The organism is Neisseria sp. CP9 (assembly GCF_047758525.1).
Taxonomy (GTDB): Bacteria; Pseudomonadota; Gammaproteobacteria; order Burkholderiales; family Neisseriaceae; genus Neisseria.
Genome location: NZ_CP180502.1, coordinates 2,831,130 through 2,847,076, shown reverse-complemented (window position 1 = coordinate 2,847,076; position 15,947 = coordinate 2,831,130). Strand labels below are relative to the sequence as shown.

The 15,947-nt window shown below is 50.7% G+C and carries 16 protein-coding genes; 6 read left to right on the top strand and 10 right to left on the bottom strand.

The window, feature by feature from the left end:
* Positions 1 to 67: 67 nt before the first annotated feature.
* The 3 genes from ACMYUL_RS13850 to ACMYUL_RS13840 form a co-directional block, all read right to left on the bottom strand.
* Complete coding sequence (locus ACMYUL_RS13850; RefSeq protein WP_083299283.1) at positions 68 to 196, bottom strand: FeoB-associated Cys-rich membrane protein; 129 nt, start codon at positions 194 to 196, stop codon at positions 68 to 70.
* Positions 193 to 2,061 carry a ferrous iron transporter B gene (gene feoB / locus ACMYUL_RS13845; RefSeq protein WP_070512041.1) on the bottom strand — a complete coding sequence of 623 codons (1,869 nt, stop codon included), beginning with the start codon at positions 2,059 to 2,061 and terminating at the stop codon, positions 193 to 195. Before feoB ends, ACMYUL_RS13850 begins: the two co-directional genes overlap by 4 nt.
* A 170-nt stretch (positions 2,062 to 2,231) precedes the next feature.
* Positions 2,232 to 2,498, bottom strand: coding sequence for a FeoA family protein (locus ACMYUL_RS13840; protein ID WP_003742387.1), 267 nt, complete (start codon positions 2,496 to 2,498; stop codon positions 2,232 to 2,234).
* A 316-nt stretch (positions 2,499 to 2,814) separates the two neighbouring features.
* Between ACMYUL_RS13840 and ACMYUL_RS13835 the strand changes: the two genes are divergently transcribed.
* Positions 2,815 to 3,441, top strand: a complete 627-nt coding sequence (locus ACMYUL_RS13835; RefSeq protein WP_415772978.1) for an NAD(P)H-hydrate epimerase — start codon at positions 2,815 to 2,817, stop codon at positions 3,439 to 3,441.
* Between the two features lie 31 nt (positions 3,442 to 3,472).
* Here the strand turns inward: ACMYUL_RS13835 and crcB are convergent, their stop codons facing one another.
* Positions 3,473 to 3,835, bottom strand: a complete 363-nt coding sequence (gene crcB / locus ACMYUL_RS13830) for a fluoride efflux transporter CrcB (protein WP_415771197.1) — start codon at positions 3,833 to 3,835, stop codon at positions 3,473 to 3,475.
* A gap of 270 nt (positions 3,836 to 4,105) precedes the next feature.
* On the opposite strand from crcB, the gene ACMYUL_RS13825 reads away from it, so the two are divergent.
* The 4 genes from ACMYUL_RS13825 (at position 4,106) to ACMYUL_RS13810 (ending at position 7,821) form a co-directional block, all read left to right on the top strand.
* Complete coding sequence (locus ACMYUL_RS13825) at positions 4,106 to 5,041, top strand: dihydroorotate oxidase (RefSeq protein WP_415771195.1); 936 nt, start codon at positions 4,106 to 4,108, stop codon at positions 5,039 to 5,041.
* A 352-nt stretch (positions 5,042 to 5,393) separates the two neighbouring features.
* On the top strand, positions 5,394 to 6,530 hold the full coding sequence (locus ACMYUL_RS13820; protein ID WP_415772976.1) for a 5-(carboxyamino)imidazole ribonucleotide synthase: 1,137 nt from the start codon (positions 5,394 to 5,396) through the stop codon (positions 6,528 to 6,530).
* A 106-nt stretch (positions 6,531 to 6,636) separates the two neighbouring features.
* Complete coding sequence (locus tag ACMYUL_RS13815; RefSeq protein ID WP_003756935.1) at positions 6,637 to 7,119, top strand: GNAT family N-acetyltransferase; 483 nt, start codon at positions 6,637 to 6,639, stop codon at positions 7,117 to 7,119.
* 84 nt (positions 7,120 to 7,203) lie between these two features.
* On the top strand, positions 7,204 to 7,821 hold the full coding sequence (locus ACMYUL_RS13810; RefSeq protein ID WP_415772974.1) for a Smr/MutS family protein: 618 nt from the start codon (positions 7,204 to 7,206) through the stop codon (positions 7,819 to 7,821).
* A gap of 288 nt (positions 7,822 to 8,109) precedes the next feature.
* Here the strand turns inward: ACMYUL_RS13810 and ACMYUL_RS13805 are convergent, their stop codons facing one another.
* Positions 8,110 to 9,477 (bottom strand): FAD-binding oxidoreductase, encoded by a 1,368-nt coding sequence (locus ACMYUL_RS13805; protein WP_415771193.1) that lies wholly within the window; start codon positions 9,475 to 9,477, stop codon positions 8,110 to 8,112.
* Positions 9,478 to 9,611: 134 nt separating this feature from the next.
* On the bottom strand, positions 9,612 to 9,914 hold the full coding sequence (locus tag ACMYUL_RS13800; protein ID WP_049224223.1) for a hypothetical protein: 303 nt from the start codon (positions 9,912 to 9,914) through the stop codon (positions 9,612 to 9,614).
* A gap of 566 nt (positions 9,915 to 10,480) precedes the next feature.
* Between ACMYUL_RS13800 and ACMYUL_RS13795 the strand changes: the two genes are divergently transcribed.
* Positions 10,481 to 10,960, top strand: coding sequence for an FKBP-type peptidyl-prolyl cis-trans isomerase (locus ACMYUL_RS13795; RefSeq protein ID WP_009311725.1), 480 nt, complete (start codon positions 10,481 to 10,483; stop codon positions 10,958 to 10,960).
* A 115-nt stretch (positions 10,961 to 11,075) separates the two neighbouring features.
* Here ACMYUL_RS13795 and ACMYUL_RS13790 read toward each other — a convergent pair whose 3' ends face one another.
* From ACMYUL_RS13790 to ilvD, 4 genes are all read right to left on the bottom strand, one after another.
* Positions 11,076 to 11,969, bottom strand: coding sequence for a hypothetical protein (locus tag ACMYUL_RS13790; protein WP_415771190.1), 894 nt, complete (start codon positions 11,967 to 11,969; stop codon positions 11,076 to 11,078).
* A gap of 39 nt (positions 11,970 to 12,008) precedes the next feature.
* Positions 12,009 to 12,911: a DUF4299 family protein gene (locus ACMYUL_RS13785; RefSeq protein WP_415771188.1), complete on the bottom strand. Its 903-nt coding sequence runs from the start codon at positions 12,909 to 12,911 to the stop codon at positions 12,009 to 12,011.
* A gap of 116 nt (positions 12,912 to 13,027) precedes the next feature.
* A complete protein-coding gene (locus tag ACMYUL_RS13780; RefSeq protein WP_070512058.1) occupies positions 13,028 to 13,651 on the bottom strand; it encodes an FMN-dependent NADH-azoreductase in 624 nt (207 codons plus the stop codon).
* A gap of 99 nt (positions 13,652 to 13,750) precedes the next feature.
* A complete protein-coding gene (gene ilvD / locus ACMYUL_RS13775) occupies positions 13,751 to 15,610 on the bottom strand; it encodes a dihydroxy-acid dehydratase (protein WP_415771186.1) in 1,860 nt (619 codons plus the stop codon).
* Between the last annotated feature and the right edge of the window lie 337 nt (positions 15,611 to 15,947).

Genomic DNA, 15,947 nt, shown 5'->3' with positions numbered 1-15,947 from the left:
CTCCAAACATACAAAAGGTCGTCTGAAACCATTTCAGACGACCTTTCTTCTTTCTAGCTATCCATGCTCAGCCGCAACCGCCGCATTTGCCGCAGCCGCTGCTGCAATCGTGTTTTTTCGGTTTGAACAAGAATTTTCGCAAGAGGAAAAACAGACAGGCAAGCATGATGATGCCGACGATAATATATTGAGTCATGACGATAGTATCCTTGAAGTAATTTGGTAAACCACAAATGCGGCAAAGTAAGCCATCAGGAACAAATAGCCGGTAATCATCACCATATTTTTTGTGGATTTGGTTTCGCGTTTAATCACAGCCAATGTCGCGGCACACATGGGGGCGTACACATACCAAGCCAGGAAGGCGAAGGCGGTTGGCAAACCCCAGTTGTTGTGCACAATCGGAATCAGCGCGTTTTGTACGGCGTCTTCAGACGACGCGCTGACGGCATAGACCGTACCCAGTGCGGCAACGACGACTTCACGCGCGGCAATGCCCGGAATCATGGCGATACACATTTCCCAAGTGAAGCCCAGCGGGGCGAACAATGGTTGGATAGCGTGGCCGAGCATACCCGCCAAGCTGTAGTCGATTGCCGCGCCTGTTGCACCTGCGGGCGGTTGCGGCCAGCTTACCAAGCCCCACAAAACTACGGCAAGGGCGAAGATAATCGTACCGGCGCGTTTGAGGAAGGCTTTTACCCTGTCCCACAGGCTGGTCATGATGTGTTTGAAGTTGGGTGTGCGGAAAGTCGGCAGCTCCATCAAGAGCGGGAATTGCTGCACGTTGCCTTTCATACGCGCCAAGCGTTTCATGATATACGCTGCCAAGGCGGCAGACAGGATGCCTGCGAGATAGAGGATGAACAGCGTCAGTCCTTGCAGGTTGAAAATCCCGCCTACGGTGCGATTAGGAATGACGGCGGCGATAATCAGCGCGTAAACGGGCAGCCGCGCGGAGCAGGTCAGCAGCGGGGCGACGGCGATGGTAACGAGGCGTTCGCGCGGGTCATTAATCGTACGCGCCGACATAACGGCGGGAACGGCACAGGCGAAACTCGACAGGAGCGGGATGAATGAGCGTCCGGACAGGCCGCTTTTCGCCATCACGTTATCCAGCAGAAACGCCGCACGCGGCAGGTAGCCTGAGTCTTCCAAAAGCAGGATGAAGGCGAACAAAATCGTAATCTGCGGCACGAACACCAACACGCTGCCCAAACCGGCAATGACGCCGTTGACGAGCAAGTCGCTGAGGATGCCCGGCTCCATGTTGGTGCCTATCCATTCGCCCAGCGCGGCAAAGCCGCCTTCGATGGCTTCCATAATCGGTGCCGCCCAAGTGTAAACCGCTTGGAACACCATAAACAGGATAAACAGCAGCATAATTATGCCCCAGACGGGGTGCAGCACGATGTCGTCGAGTTTTTTGTGCCATGCGGGCAGCGTCATTTCCGTGCGCACCACCTGTGCCAAAATCGATTCGACTTCTTGATAAAGTTTGTCGCTCTCCAGCGCCTCGAGCGTGCGTTCGGCAGAAGCGGGGTTGGCGGGGAAAGAGCGTTTGCGCGGCAGCTTCGCCACGGCTTCGCGCACGGCCTGTACGCCCGACGCACTCACGGCAACTGTTTCCAAAACAGGTGCATCCAACAACTCGCTCAGTTTGGCCGCATCAATATTCAAGCCCCTTCTGCGGGCAACGTCGCTCATGTTCAGCGACACCACCATAGGCAGTCCCAGCGTTTTCAGTTCCAAAATCATGCGCAGGGTCATACGCAGGTTGGTCGCGTCGGCAACGGCAATGATGGCGTCGGGCGGAATGCCCAGCTTGCCTACGGCGACATCTTTCGCCACCGCTTCGTCGGGGCTGGTCGTGCGCAGGCTGTATGTGCCCGGCAGGTCGATAATGCGAACGGCCTTGTCGTCAAGTAAGGCGCCCTCGCGCTTATCGACCGTTACGCCCGGATAATTGGCAACCTTGGCATGTGCGCCGGTCAAACCGTTGAACAAAACGGTTTTGCCGCAGTTTGGCGCGCCAATCAAGGCAAAATAGCTTAGTTCCATTTATTTATTCTCCTTGTTTGATTGTGTGATGAGTTTGGCGTTGAATTGGGGAAAAGGCTTTGAAACGGCGCTTTCAGACGACCCAGGTCGTCTGAAAAGGATAGGGCGGTCAGGTTCAATCCGCCTTTGCCGCATTTTCAGAACATGAAGCCCGCCTGTCTGTACAGCGGTCAGCCGTCAATCACATGGCACATAATTTTTCCCGCTTCTTCCTGCCGCAACGAGAATTGCGACTGGTTGCCCAAACGTACGGCAAACGGACCGCGTCCGAATCCGCCGACGGCAATCACCTGCAACGGCATTCCGCTTGAAAAACCCAAGTCGGCAAGACGGCGCGTAACCAGCGGGTCGAGTTCGCCGAAAGTCGAATTGGGGACGATGGAGTCGATGTGCGCGACTGCGCCTTTACTGAGTTTTGACAAAGGTATGGCAGACATAGGGTGTTTTACTTTCGTTGTCGATTGAAAAAAGAGACGGCAAGTAAAGACGAATTTGACACAGGGTAGGCCGAGGCATGTTCCAACGCCCGTTCCCGCAAAAGAAGTAGTTTTGATTGTTTATCACTTTGTTTTATTTTGATAATAAATCTTGTTAACATAAAAATCAAATCCAAAGCCACCAAATTCCTGATTTTCAGACGACCTCTTGCGGCAAATCAAAAAAAGCGAATGATTTGACGGGAAAGTCGGGCAGGGCTATTGATAAGGTTTGCATTTGGATGTTTGATAGGCGTAAAGAGAAAAGGAGCGAATGATGAAAATCTACACCGCCACAGAAATGCGCGAACACGAGCAAATGGCAGTCGATAAAGGCACGACTTTCGAGCAACTGATGGAAAACGCGGGACAAGCCACCTCCGCGGATTTGCTGCGCCGTTTCCCCAAAGCAGGGCGCGCGCTGATCGTTTGCGGCAAGGGCAATAACGGTGGCGACGGTTTGGTCATCGCGCGCGTGTTGTCGGAACAGGATTGGCAGGTAGATGTCGTCTTCGTCTTGGGAGATAAACTGTCGCCGCTGGCGCAGTTGAATCGCGAGCGTTTGAATCATTTAGACGGCGTCAGCTTTATCCGATCCGACGAACTGGAAGGTCGTCTGAAAACAGGTTACGGTCTCGTTATCGAAGGCATTTTCGGAACTGGCTTCAGCGGCGCATTGCCCGAAACAGCCGCCGCCGTCTGCCGCCTGCTGAATCAAGCCGACGGTTTCAAAATCGCGCTGGACATCCCGACCGGGCTGAACTGCGACACAGGCGAAGCAGATCAAGACACCTTCCGCGCCGATCTGACTTATGCCTTCGCCGCCTACAAACCCGCGCATATGACTGACGCAGGCAAAGCATATTGCGGAGAGACCGTGTGTTTGGATATTGGGATAGAGTGAAAATATTTTATTGAGATGGCGATGTTCGCGGCTATTTCCAGCTTTGCGCCAAGTAAATGCCCAACGCCGTCAGCAGGAACGAGCCGAAAACATGCAGGCAGACCGCTGAAAACGCCGTCGCCCAGCGTTGCGCCTGCATCAGAGTGACCATTTCCAATGAAAAGCTGGAAAAAGTCGTCAGACTGCCGAGAAAACCGGTAATCAGCAAAAGCTTCCATTGAGGATTATCCAGCCATTCTGCGCAGATGCCGATTAAGAACGCGCCAATCCAGTTGGCAGCAAGCGTGCCGACCGAAAACGGGACGGAGAGTGCGGCAAAGGCGAGAACGAGTAACCAGCGGGACAATGCACCCAAAGCCGCGCCAAAAGCAATCGCCATGACGTTTTGAAACATATTGAAATCCGGAGACAAGAAAAATCAAAAGGGTAGGGTTGGGGATTTTAACCGTATTTTGAACAGGCAAACAAAAGGTCGTCTGAAAAGCATCTTAGGTTTTCACTTTGTTGAAGCCATGCTTTCAGACGACCTTTTTGCGCCTCCCCTTCATCACCTAAAACAACATTTTCCTACATCCCCTGTCATTTGATGTTCGTTAAAAAATGCCTTGCCTATTCGTGTTACGCTTCGCAAACAAATTGATTTTTCAAGGGAAAGGAGCAGGGTATGCCGTCATTGAGAACGAAAATTGCCGGTTTTTCTTTTGACAACTGTCTGATGAACGCCGCTGGTGTGGCGTGTATGACAGTGGAAGAACTGGAAGAAGTCAGACAATCCGCCGCGGGCAGCTTCGTCACCAAAACGGCGACGCTGGAAGCGCGGGCGGGCAATCCAGAGCCGCGTTACCGCGATGTACCGCTGGGCAGCATCAATTCTATGGGTTTGCCGAATCAAGGCATTGATTACTATCTGGATTATTTGCTGAGCCTTCAAGAATCGCAGCCCGAACGGACATTTTTCCTCTCGCTGGTCGGTATGTCGCCCGATGAAACACACACGCTGCTGAAAAAAGTGCAAAACAGCGGGTTTAAAGGCATTACCGAACTCAACCTTTCCTGCCCGAACGTCCCCGGCAAGCCGCAAATCGCCTACGATTTTGAAGCAACCGAGCGGATTTTGGGCGAAGCCTTCGGCTACTTCGATAAGCCTTTAGGTATCAAACTGCCGCCGTATTTCGACATTGTCCATTTCGACCAAGCGGCGGAAGTGTTCAACCGCCATCCGCTGAAATTCGTCAACTGCGTCAATTCTATCGGCAACGGCATGTATATCGAGGACGAATCCGTCGTGATCCGACCTAAAAACGGCTTTGGCGGCATAGGCGGCGAATACATCAAACCGACCGCGCTCGCCAATGTCCACGCGTTCTACCAAAGATTGAATCCATCTATCCAAATCATCGGTACAGGCGGCGTTTATACCGGTCGCGATGCGTTCGAGCATATCTTGTGCGGCGCGAGCATGGTGCAAATCGGCACGGCGCTGCATCAGCAAGGCGTCGAAATTTTCGAACGCGTTTCGCTTGGCTTGAAAGCCATCATGGTGCAAAAAGGCTATGAGAAGCTGGAAGACTTCAAAGGCAAACTGAAATATCTGGGGTAAGTCTGCTCAGATGAAGGGGAAGGGTCGTCTGAAACCATGAATACGGTTTCAGACGACCTTTTATTACAAAACGGCTGCCGATAGGTTTCTTTGGAAAATCCGGATATCGGGAGAGGATGTTTTGATTGTTGTCATTTTACTCATACGGCAGGCATCGAAATAGCGTGTATAGTGGATTAAATTTAAATCAGGACAAGGCGACGAAGCCGCAGACAGTACAGATAGTACGACAAGGCGAGGCAACGCCGTACTGGTTTAAAGTTAATCCACTATAAAAGGCGTTTTAACATTTATCTCTATAAGCAGGTTTGTTACAATTTCGGGAAAATTTTAGTGGAACCTCAAAATGCTGATGAACTCATCCGCCATCCTCCCGCCCGCCATGCTCGGCATCCTCGGCGGCGGACAATTAGGCAGAATGTTTACCGTTGCCGCCAAAACCATGGGCTACAAAGTCACCGTTCTCGACCCCGATCCGAACGCGCCGGCGGCGGAATTTGCCGACCGCCATTTGTGCGCGCCGTTTGACGATCAAGCCGCTTTGGACGAGTTGGCAAAATGCACGGCGGTTACCACTGAATTTGAAAACGTCAATGCCGACGCGATGCGCTTTCTGGCAAAACATACCAACGTTTCCCCCAGCGGCGACTGCGTTGCCATCGCGCAAAACCGTATTCAGGAAAAAGGGTGGATACGCAAAGCGGGATTGCAAACCGCGCCGTATCAAGCAGTTTGCCGTTCAGACGACATCAGCGAAGCAAGCGCGCAATTCCTGCCCGGCATCCTTAAAACGGCTACGTTGGGTTACGACGGCAAAGGTCAAATCCGCGTCAAAACAGTGGACGAACTCAAAGCCGCGTTTGCCGAACACGGCGGCGTGGATTGCGTTTTAGAAAAAATGGTGGATTTGCGCGGCGAGATTTCCGTGATCGTATGTCGTCTGAACAATGAAAATGTGCAAACCTTCGACCCCGCCGAAAACATCCACGAAAACGGCATCCTTGCTTATTCCATCGTCCCCGCGCGGCTGAGTGCCGACGTGCAGCAACAGGCGCGGCAGATGGCACAACGATTGGCGGACGAATTGGATTATGTCGGCGTGTTGGCGGTAGAAATGTTCGTCGTCGGCGACACGCATGAATTGGTCGTCAACGAAATCGCCCCGCGCCCGCACAATTCCGGCCACCATACGCTGGATGCCTGCGCCGCAGACCAGTTCCAGCAGCAGGTACGCATCATGTGCAACCTGCCGCCCGCCGACACCAACTTGCTTTCTTCATGCTGCATGGCGAATATCTTGGGCGACGTTTGGCAGGAAGACGGCGGAGAACCGAATTGGCTGCCGTTGCAAAGCCATCCGAATGCACATTTACACCTATACGGCAAAAAAGCCGCGCGGAAAGGCCGCAAAATGGGGCATTTCACTGTCTTGGCTGCCGATGCCGATGCTGCTTTTGAAGTAGCGGGAAAATTACATCAAAGCCTTTGAATATAAAATATAATATCGGAAACAGCGTTCAGACGACCCCTTGTCTGTTTATGAAGAAAACGTCGTCTGAACACGCATTACAATACATCTTACAACACATCTTGCCATGAGCCTTCTGACCATACTCCGTCCCGCAGTCGCGCAAGACTGCCAAGCCATACACAATGCCCATCTGCACGCCGTCCAATATACCTGCATCCGCAGTTACGACGATAAAGTATTGCATGCATGGGAAGCCCTGCTCGATATCGACAGCTACCTCGAAACCATTTCCGATCCCGGCAAAGCCTTTTGGGTGGTGGAATACAGAGGCACCATACAGGGTTTTTTCCAAGTGGACTTCAAAGAAGCCCAATTGGACGCGCTGTATGTCCATCCCTTCGTTCATAATCACGGCTTGGGTACAGCCTTGCTGCGCCGTGCCGAAGAGCTTGCCCATCAGGCGGGTTTGAGCTTTTTGAAACTGTACGCCTCGCTCAATTCCGTTCCTTTCTACCGCTTGAACCACTACGAATCTTTGGGTTCTGCCGTATTGCAGTTGAACAAAGACGTCAAGGTCAAGTGCGAATTGATGCGCAAATATCTATAAGCCGTTTTCAGACGACCTGTACATAGGAACGCCGAGGTCGTCTGAAAATGTGTTTTCCATGTTAAACCTCAAAATATCCCCATGATGAAAACAGATTTCCAATCCGCCTTGAAAGCATTAGGCAAGCAAGCCAAAAAAGAAGCCGAAGCGCGGGCGCAGGAGAAAGCCTTGGCGAAGAAGCGCGAGGAAGAGAATATCGATTTCGCCAAAGCCGTAGGCGCAGTTACGCCGTTGAAAACCGCGCCGCGCTATGAAGCGCCGCGTGATAAAACGCCCATCAAACCCCGCCCGAAAGAGCAGGAAAGTTTGGCAGCTGAAGATTATTTTTATGTCGGCAGCGGCACTTCTTGGGATGAACCGCCCGCTTCGTTCAGTAAAAACGGACAAGGCAAGAATGACTTGCAACGTCTGCGCAACGGGCATTATCCCGTAGTCGCCGATGTCGATTTGCACGGCTACACGCAGGAAGAGGCACAACAGGTTTTAAACGAATTTATCGAATTTACCCAAAAGCGTGGCGTATGCGCCGAAATCATCCACGGCAGCGGTTTGGGCTCGTCAGGCTACAAACCTGTTTTAAAAAACATGACGCGCCGCTGGCTGATGCAGCACCCCGATGTATTGGCTTATATCGAGCCGAGGGAAGGCAATGACGGCGCTGTACGCATTTTGTTGAAGCGCAGGCGCAGGGAAGAAAAATAGTTTGTGCTGTGGGTTGATTGGGCTGAGGCAATATTGCCTTGAGTGCAATCTGCGAACCATGTCAAAGGTCGTCTGAAACTGGGATTAGGTTTTCAGACGACCTTTTCGATTTTGGCAAATATAGTGGATTAAATTTAAATCAGGACAAGGCGACGAAGCCGCAGACAGTACAGATAGTACGGAACCGATTCACTTGGTGCTTCAGCACCTTAGAGAATCGTTCTCTTTGAGCTAAGGCGAGGCAACGCCGTACTGGTTTAAAGTTAATCCACTATACTGAAATATTGCTTACGGCAGGAGCTTGCCCGGATTCATGATGTCGTGCGGATCAAGCTGGGCTTTGATGGCGCGCATCAGGGCGATTTCGGACGGATTGCGGACGCTGGGGAGCCAGTGTTTTTTGATGGTGCCGATACCGTGTTCCGCCGCGATGGTGCCGTGGCAGGCGAGGATGTGTTCATAGACGATGGTGTTGACGGCATCTTCGTAGCGGTAAGCGTCGTTGCTCAAAACGTCAGGCAGGAAAGTGTTGTAATGCAGGCTGCCGTCGCCCAAATGTCCGAAGCAGACAATTTGTATGCCAGGAAAACGGGCTTCCAAGGCGGGGGCGCATTGACGGACAAAGGCGGCGACTTGGGCAATCGGGACGGCGATGTCGTGTTTGATGCTGGTGCCGAGCTTGCGCTGGGAGGCGGAAATGTTTTCACGCAGCGTCCACAAATCGAGGCGTTCTTGTTCGGATTGAGCGATGATGCTGTTTTCTTTGCCGTTTTGATAGAGAAACTCGGCAAGTTTTTCGTCGAGCGCAGTATCGGGAACGGAGTCGGTCAGTTCGAGCAGGACGTGCCAGTTTGCATCGGTCGGCTGTTTCAGATGACTGAACTCGGAAGACAATGCCAAAGCGTAGCGGCTGATCAGCTCGAAACTGGTGAGGCGTTCGGCAAAATGCCCTTGTACGGCTGTTAAAAGCTGTACGGCAGATTCGATGTCATCCAAACCTACCCACGCGGTGGCTGTGGTTTGCGGACGGGCGAAGAGTTTGAGCGTGGCGGCGGTGATAATGCCGAGCGTGCCTTCACTGCCGATAAAGAGGTGGCGCAGGTCGTAGCCGGTGGTATTTTTGTGCAGCGGTTGGAGATGGGAAACAAGTTCGCCATTGGGCAGGACGACTTCCAAGCCCAATACCAAGTCGCGCATGCTGCCGTAGCGTAAAACGTTTAATCCGCCGGCGTTGCAGGCGATGTTGCCGCCGATTTCACACGAGCCTTCACTGGCAAGACTGAGAGGAAACAGCCTGCCTGCTTCGGCTGCCGCTTTTTGGACATTTTGCAGGATTACGCCCGCCTCGACGGTGATGCTGTTATCGGCAAGGTTGATTTCGCGGATGCAGCTGATTTTGGAGAGATTGAGTAGCACGCCGCTGGAGGCTACCGCCGCGCCGCACAAACCGGTATTGCCGCCCTGCGGGGTAACGGGGATACGGTGTTCAAAACAAAACCGCATGATTTTTTGTACATTTTCTGTGGAATGCGGTTGCAAGATGATGTCGGGCTCGGAAACAAAACGGCGACGCTGGTCGTTTAGAAGAGCCGGAGTGGCTTCGAGGATTTCGGCGGAAGAAAGGAATTCAAGAAAGCGGTCGTACAGATTGGACATGGCGGGAAGCAGGAATGGTTTATATGTGTACGGGGATTATATAGTGGATAAGGGGCGCGAAAAACGGTAAAGGTCGTCTGAAAAATAAAAAAGCAGGATACAATCCGTATCCTGCTTTTTTAACTGTAAAAATATTATTTTGCAGCAGAAGCGGCAGAAGCAGCAGCTGAGCTAGCAGCAGAAGCAGCACCAGTTGCAGCAGAAGCAGCGGTATTAGCTGCAGAAGCGGCAGTGTTGGCAGCAGAAGCAGCGGTGTTAGCTGCAGAAGCGGCTTCAGTTGCAGAGGAAGCTGCAGAAGCGGCACCAGTTGCAGAAGAAGCGGCAGAAGCAGCAGTTTCAGAAGCACCGGAAGCGGTAGGAGCAGCAGTATCAGCGCCTTTGTTACAAGCAGCCAAAGCCAAAGATAACAGAGCAGCAGCAATCAGAGATTTTTTCATTTTGAGAACCTTCTTTAAATCGATTTAAGTAGAACAAAACAACAAAACGACATATAAGTCGTTTCATTTAGAGTAAAAATTCATTGCTGAATTTCCTGCATTATGCCCCACAGGGTGCTTCGGTGCAACGATACGGACGAATTAGTAATTTTTAATCAATCTGAAATGGACGAAAGACGGGGGTGAAACTAGTCCGCATTGGCTGTTATTCAATGTACATTTGAAATAAATTGTATAGTAAAATTTATTTATTTCATGCGTTTACATTTGAATAATGCGCTATGGGCCTTTGTTTTCAATCGGTTTGAATGAAATGCGGGCAGTTGTTGCGCATAAAAGCAAAAAGTTGTAAAAAAGTTACATAGATATAAAGATTATCAAAATTTACGCTTTTACGTGCAATATGTTAAATATTGTGCGTATTAATTTATAATTGTTAGTTTTGATAATTTTGCGATAAATCTCCGTGCATGACGGCGGTGTGTTAGAATGCTTCAGATTTGTTGGCAGAGGGTTGTCAATAAAGAAAACCTGTTTTGATAAACGGTCATGATAAAGGATAAAAAATGGCTATTGAAAAAAATTCTGTGGTTTCGCTTCACTATGAAATGTACGATGCGGACAACCAACTGCTGGACAAAACCGAAGAACCCATCGTCTATCTGCACGGTGGATATGACGGCATTTTCCCTTTGGTGGAAGAAGCTTTGCACGAGAAAAACGTCGGCGATACCGTTGAAGTCGCGCTGTCACCCGATGACGCTTTCGGCGAGCAAGATCCCAGCCTGGTGCGTATTGAAGATGTCAGCGTATTCCCTGTCGATGTGGAAGTAGGCATGATGTTTGAAGCCGATGATCCTGAAACCGGCGACGTCTTGATTTACCGCGTAACCGACGTGGCGGACGGCAAAGCCGTAGTTGACGGCAACCATCCGCTTGCCGGCATGAAAATCTTGTTCAAAGCGACAGTTGACGGCGTGCGCGATGCGACTGAAGAGGAAATCGCACACGGCCACGTTCACGGCCCGCACGGTCATCATCACTAATTAAGTTGATTGACAATCTAAGAGGTCGTCTGAAAACAGGATTGGGTTTCTGTTTTCAGACGACCTTTTTGTATTTTGCTAAGAATATTGCTGTGGTATGGCATCGCTTAATGGATTAATCTTCGGCATAAAATTCATATATGTCGGTTTCACTCCGGGTAAAAACCAGAGCCAATTTACCTTCAGGTATTCTTTTTTGGGACATGCCGCCGATGCAGATTCCTAGGCTTGGAAAGGTGAGGTAATGTTTTCCTTCGAGAAAATGATGTTCGTTTTTTAGTTTTTCTATGCTCTCAGTTTCAAAGAGATTCAAGCCGTTGAAAATAGGATATGTGTATTGATTGCAAGTGACGGCAACCAGCCTGTTTTCCTTATATTGTAATTCGCACGAACCTCGTGTTTCAAAAGTACATCCTAAGATGTTGTGTTGCAATACTCTTTCTGCTTTGCCGAATTCGGCAATGATTTGTTGCATGGTATTGCCGAGTTTGAAAAATTTACTATTTGTTTCTACGCCTTCAAAGGATGAGATTTTTACTTCATGAGGTTCTGCTTCCGAAGGTTTCTTTTTGACTTTATTTTGCCAAAAATCTGTCAACTTAGTTTCTTCTTTGGCAAAAACGATGGCGGCTTTGCCCTCCGGTATGCGTTTTTGACTCATACCACCAATGCAGATACCGAGTTCAGGAAAGGTAATATACGATTTTTCTTCAATAAAATCATTCTGCTGCTTGATTTTTTCTAGGTCTTCGGCTGTAAAGAAGTTTAAGCCGCCAAGCATGGGGTTGGTATGTTTGTTGCAAATGACGGCAACAAGTTTGTCTGCCCTATATTTTAATTCACAGGCAAACCTGTACTCTGTGCTGATATTCAAAAGGTTGTTTTGCACCACTTCGCTGGCCTCTCCAAATTCGGCGATAATTTGCTCATTGGTTTTACCAAGCTCAAAAAATTTGTCGCCTAAATCCACGCCTTTAAAAGGGATAATCTGAAACTTGTTTACCATCATTTTGATTGCCTCATTTTTTAAATGGTGATTGCCTGAGCATTATTCGATGGCAAGCTGAGCCAATTCGTCTTTCGTGAATGCTTCCAGCAGAATATACGCTGCGTCAATAAAGCGGTATTTTTCTTTGGGTAGCCGTGCGATAAAGGTTTCGTAGGGCAGCTCGGTAGGTGAATCGTCATCGTTGGTAAAAATCAATCTCCAGCTGCTGATATCGTTGTTGGAAATATCGAGATCCGTGCCGTATTCTATTTCGGGTTGGTAGGGCAGGATAGTCGGCAGTTCAGGGTTTAAGACATAAAAGCCGACGAGCTCTCCCGTGTCACTATTTTTCCCAATCATTTGATGAGCGGAATAGGCATCCAGCCATTGGGTTTCACGCATCAGGCGGCTGAAGGCTGCGAGTGGGTCGTTGTCGGCTAGAATTTTGTCGCGAATCTCTTTGTTTAGTGCCACAGGGCGGGTAACGCCGTAGAATTTATAGTTTTGTATTTCGTCTTCATCTTCAAAAGGCACCATGGATATACCGGCCTGTATGTCTGGTTTGAAATCGAAGGTTTGGATGGTGTCGGCGGTGAAAGTTTCACCGGTTTCGCAGGTAATCGGCTGTTTGAGCGCGCGAGCTAAATCAGCAAGATATTGCAGGGCGATTTGCCAGTCTTCCAAAGTGCTGGGCGTGAACTCCCGCACTGCGTATTCCTGTGTGTCTTCATCAAAGGATAGTTCAAATCCCCTGCCGCTTTTTTCGTTTACGCCAAGCAGCAGACATTCGAAGTCGGATAAGGGCAGGGCTTGAAATTGCTGCAAATCAAAATCTTCATCGTGTTCATCAAATGAAAATTGTGCCAACGGCTGCGATGAAAGCTGGAAACATTCCTGCACAGTTAATACGGGCATGTGGCGAAATAGTTTTTTTGGATTTTTGATGTGAAAAGAAATGCTCATTGGAATATCCTTTCCAAATTTTGGCGGTATTCAGCCGTTATTTGTAGGCAGTTTGTACAATGAAATTAATGCAGGCTGTTTTGAGTTTTCAGACGACCTCCGATTGTCTGTGACCTTTAAGCAGCAAAATAGTCGTACACAACATCAATTTTTGCACAAGCACGTTGGACTGCGGCTTCCCAGTCGCCTGCCGTACCTTCGGCATAAACGGTATCCACGGAGGCAAAGCCCAAGAAGCCGCCAAGCAATGTTTTCAAATAGCTTGAGGCGAAATCCATTTGCGCCATCGGACCTTCGCTATAAACGCTGCCGCTGGCCTGCAACAGCAGCACTTTATGCTCGCCCATCAAACCTTTCGGCGTACCGTCTTCGCCGTAGCGGAAGGTTTCGCTGGGTATAACCAGATTGTCCAGCCAGTTTTTCAGTAGGGCGGGAATGCCGAAGTTATACATGGGGTAGGCGATAACGAGGCGGCGGGCGGATTTGACTTGGTTCACTACCGACATCAGCCGAGCTTTCAGCGCAGCCTGTTCTTCGTTCGGTTGTTGCCCTTGAAACAGGGTAACAGTAAACATTTCCAGAACCGCCTTATCCAAAGGCTGAATATCAGCTTCTGCCAAATTGACCGTTTGCACGCTGCCTGCGGGCAGTTTGGTCAACAGGTGGGCAACCATGCGGTTGGTGGCGGAAGCAGTAGAATGTGGATCAGGATGTGCATTGATAATCAGGGTGTCAATCATTTCAGCGTCCTTTCTTTAGGTATTGTTGGAACGATAATAGATTTTCAGACGACCTACGATACCGTATGGTCGTCTGAAAACCTTTATTACCGCACTATTTTATCGCTCGATTTGCGACACATCGCGTACCGCGCCTTTGTCGGCGGAAGTCGCCATGGCACCGTAGGCACGCAGGGCGGCGGAAACGTAGCGGTCGCGGTTTTCCGGCTTCCACGCTTTGCTGCCGCGCGCTTCCATTTCGGCACGACGGGCGGCGAGTTCTTCGTCGGACACTTTCAGGTTGATGCTGCGGTTGGGAATGTTGATTTCAATCGTATCGCCTTCGTGCACCAAACCGATGGCGCCGCCTTCCGCCGCTTCGGGCGAAGCATGGCCGATGGAGAGGCCTGATGTACCTCCGGAGAAGCGTCCGTCAGTCAGCAAGGCGCAGGCTTTGCCCAAGCCTTTGGATTTCAGGTAGCTGGTGGGATACAACATTTCCTGCATGCCGGGGCCGCCTTTCGGACCTTCGTAGCGGATGATGACGATGTCGCCGGCGACGATTTGGTTGCCCAAAATGCCTTCGACGGCGGCTTCTTGGCTTTCAAACACGCGGGCGCGGCCGGTGAATTTGAGGATGCTCTCGTCCACGCCTGCGGTTTTCACCACGCAGCCGCGTTCGGCGATGTTGCCGAACAATACAGCCAAACCGCCGTCTTGCGAGTAGGCGTGTTTGACGTTGCGGATGCAGCCTTTTTCGCGGTCGAGGTCGAGGGTTTTCCACATGCGGTTTTGCGAGAACGCTTGGGTGGTGCGCACGCCGCCGGGCGCGGCTTTGAAGCGTTCGATGGCGTGGGTGTTTTCAGGATTGGTCACGTCCCATTTTTCAATCGCGTCTTTCAGCGTCGGCGCGTGGATGGTGTACACGTCGGTGTGCAGCTTGCCTGCTTTGTCCAATTCTTTCAGGATAGCGAAGATGCCGCCCGCGCGGTGTACGTCTTCCATGTAGTAGTCGTGGTTGTTAGGCGCGGTTTTGCAAATGCAGGGCACGACGCGGCTCAAGCGGTCGATGTCGGCCATTTTGAAATCCACGCCCGCTTCGTTGGCAACGGCAAGCAAATGCAGGATGGTGTTGGTAGAGCCGCCCATGGCAATGTCCATGGTCATGGCGTTTTCAAACGCTTTTTTGGTGGCGATGCTGCGCGGCAACACGGTTTCGTCGTTTTGTTCGTAATAGCGTTTGGTGATTTCGACAATCATGCGGCCGGCTTCGAGGAACAATTCTTTGCGGCCGACGTGGGTGGCGAGGTAGGAGCCGTTGCCGGGCAAGGATAAGCCAAGCGCTTCGGTCAGGCAGTTCATAGAGTTGGCGGTGAACATGCCGGAGCAGGAGCCGCAGGTTGGGCAGGCATTCTGTTCGACTTCTTCGACTTGCTGGTTGCTGACATTGTCGTCCGCCGATTCAATCATGGCGTCAATCAAGTCCAAGCGGCGTTCGGGTTGAATGTTGGCCACGCCGATAACCTTGCCCGCTTCCATCGGACCGCCGGAAACGAAGATGGTCGGGATATTCAGACGCATAGCGGCAATCAGCATTCCCGGAGTGATTTTGTCGCAGTTGGAAATGCACACCAGCGCGTCGGCGCAGTGGGCGTTGACCATGTATTCGATGGAGTCGGCAATCAAATCGCGGCTGGGCAGGGAGTACAACATGCCGCTGTGTCCCATGGCGATGCCGTCGTCGATGGCGATGGTGTTGAATTCTTTGGCGATGGCGCCGGCTTTTTCGATTTCGCGGGCAACCAGCTGGCCCATGTTGTGCAGGTGGACATGGCCGGGCACAAATTGGGTGAAAGAGTTGGCAACGGCGATGATGGGCTTGCCGAAGTCGGTTTCCATCACGCCGGTAGCGCGCCACAATGCGCGCGCACCCGCCATATTGCGGCCGTGGGTGGAGGTTTTGGAGCGGTAGTCTGGCATGGAGTGTTCCTCAGAGGGGATATTTTGAAAGGCAGGCCGTCTGAAATAAAGGTATTGGCTTGAGCAACCTTTGTTTCAGACGGCATTTAGACCGGTATTTTATATGAAATACCGCATAATAAGAAATGCTTTAAGCGAAACGAAAGGTCGTCTGAAACAAGGTTTCGACTTTACGAAAACTGTTTTTCAGACGACCTTGATGGCAAGAAATCCTAGCATTATTTACAGTTTTTGAAAGACAATACTTCCTTTGAAGCCGTCTCTCCCGATAGAGGCGCAATTAATTGATAAAGGCAAATTCAGAAAAGCAGGCAAGATGATCGATTATGCAATTAGT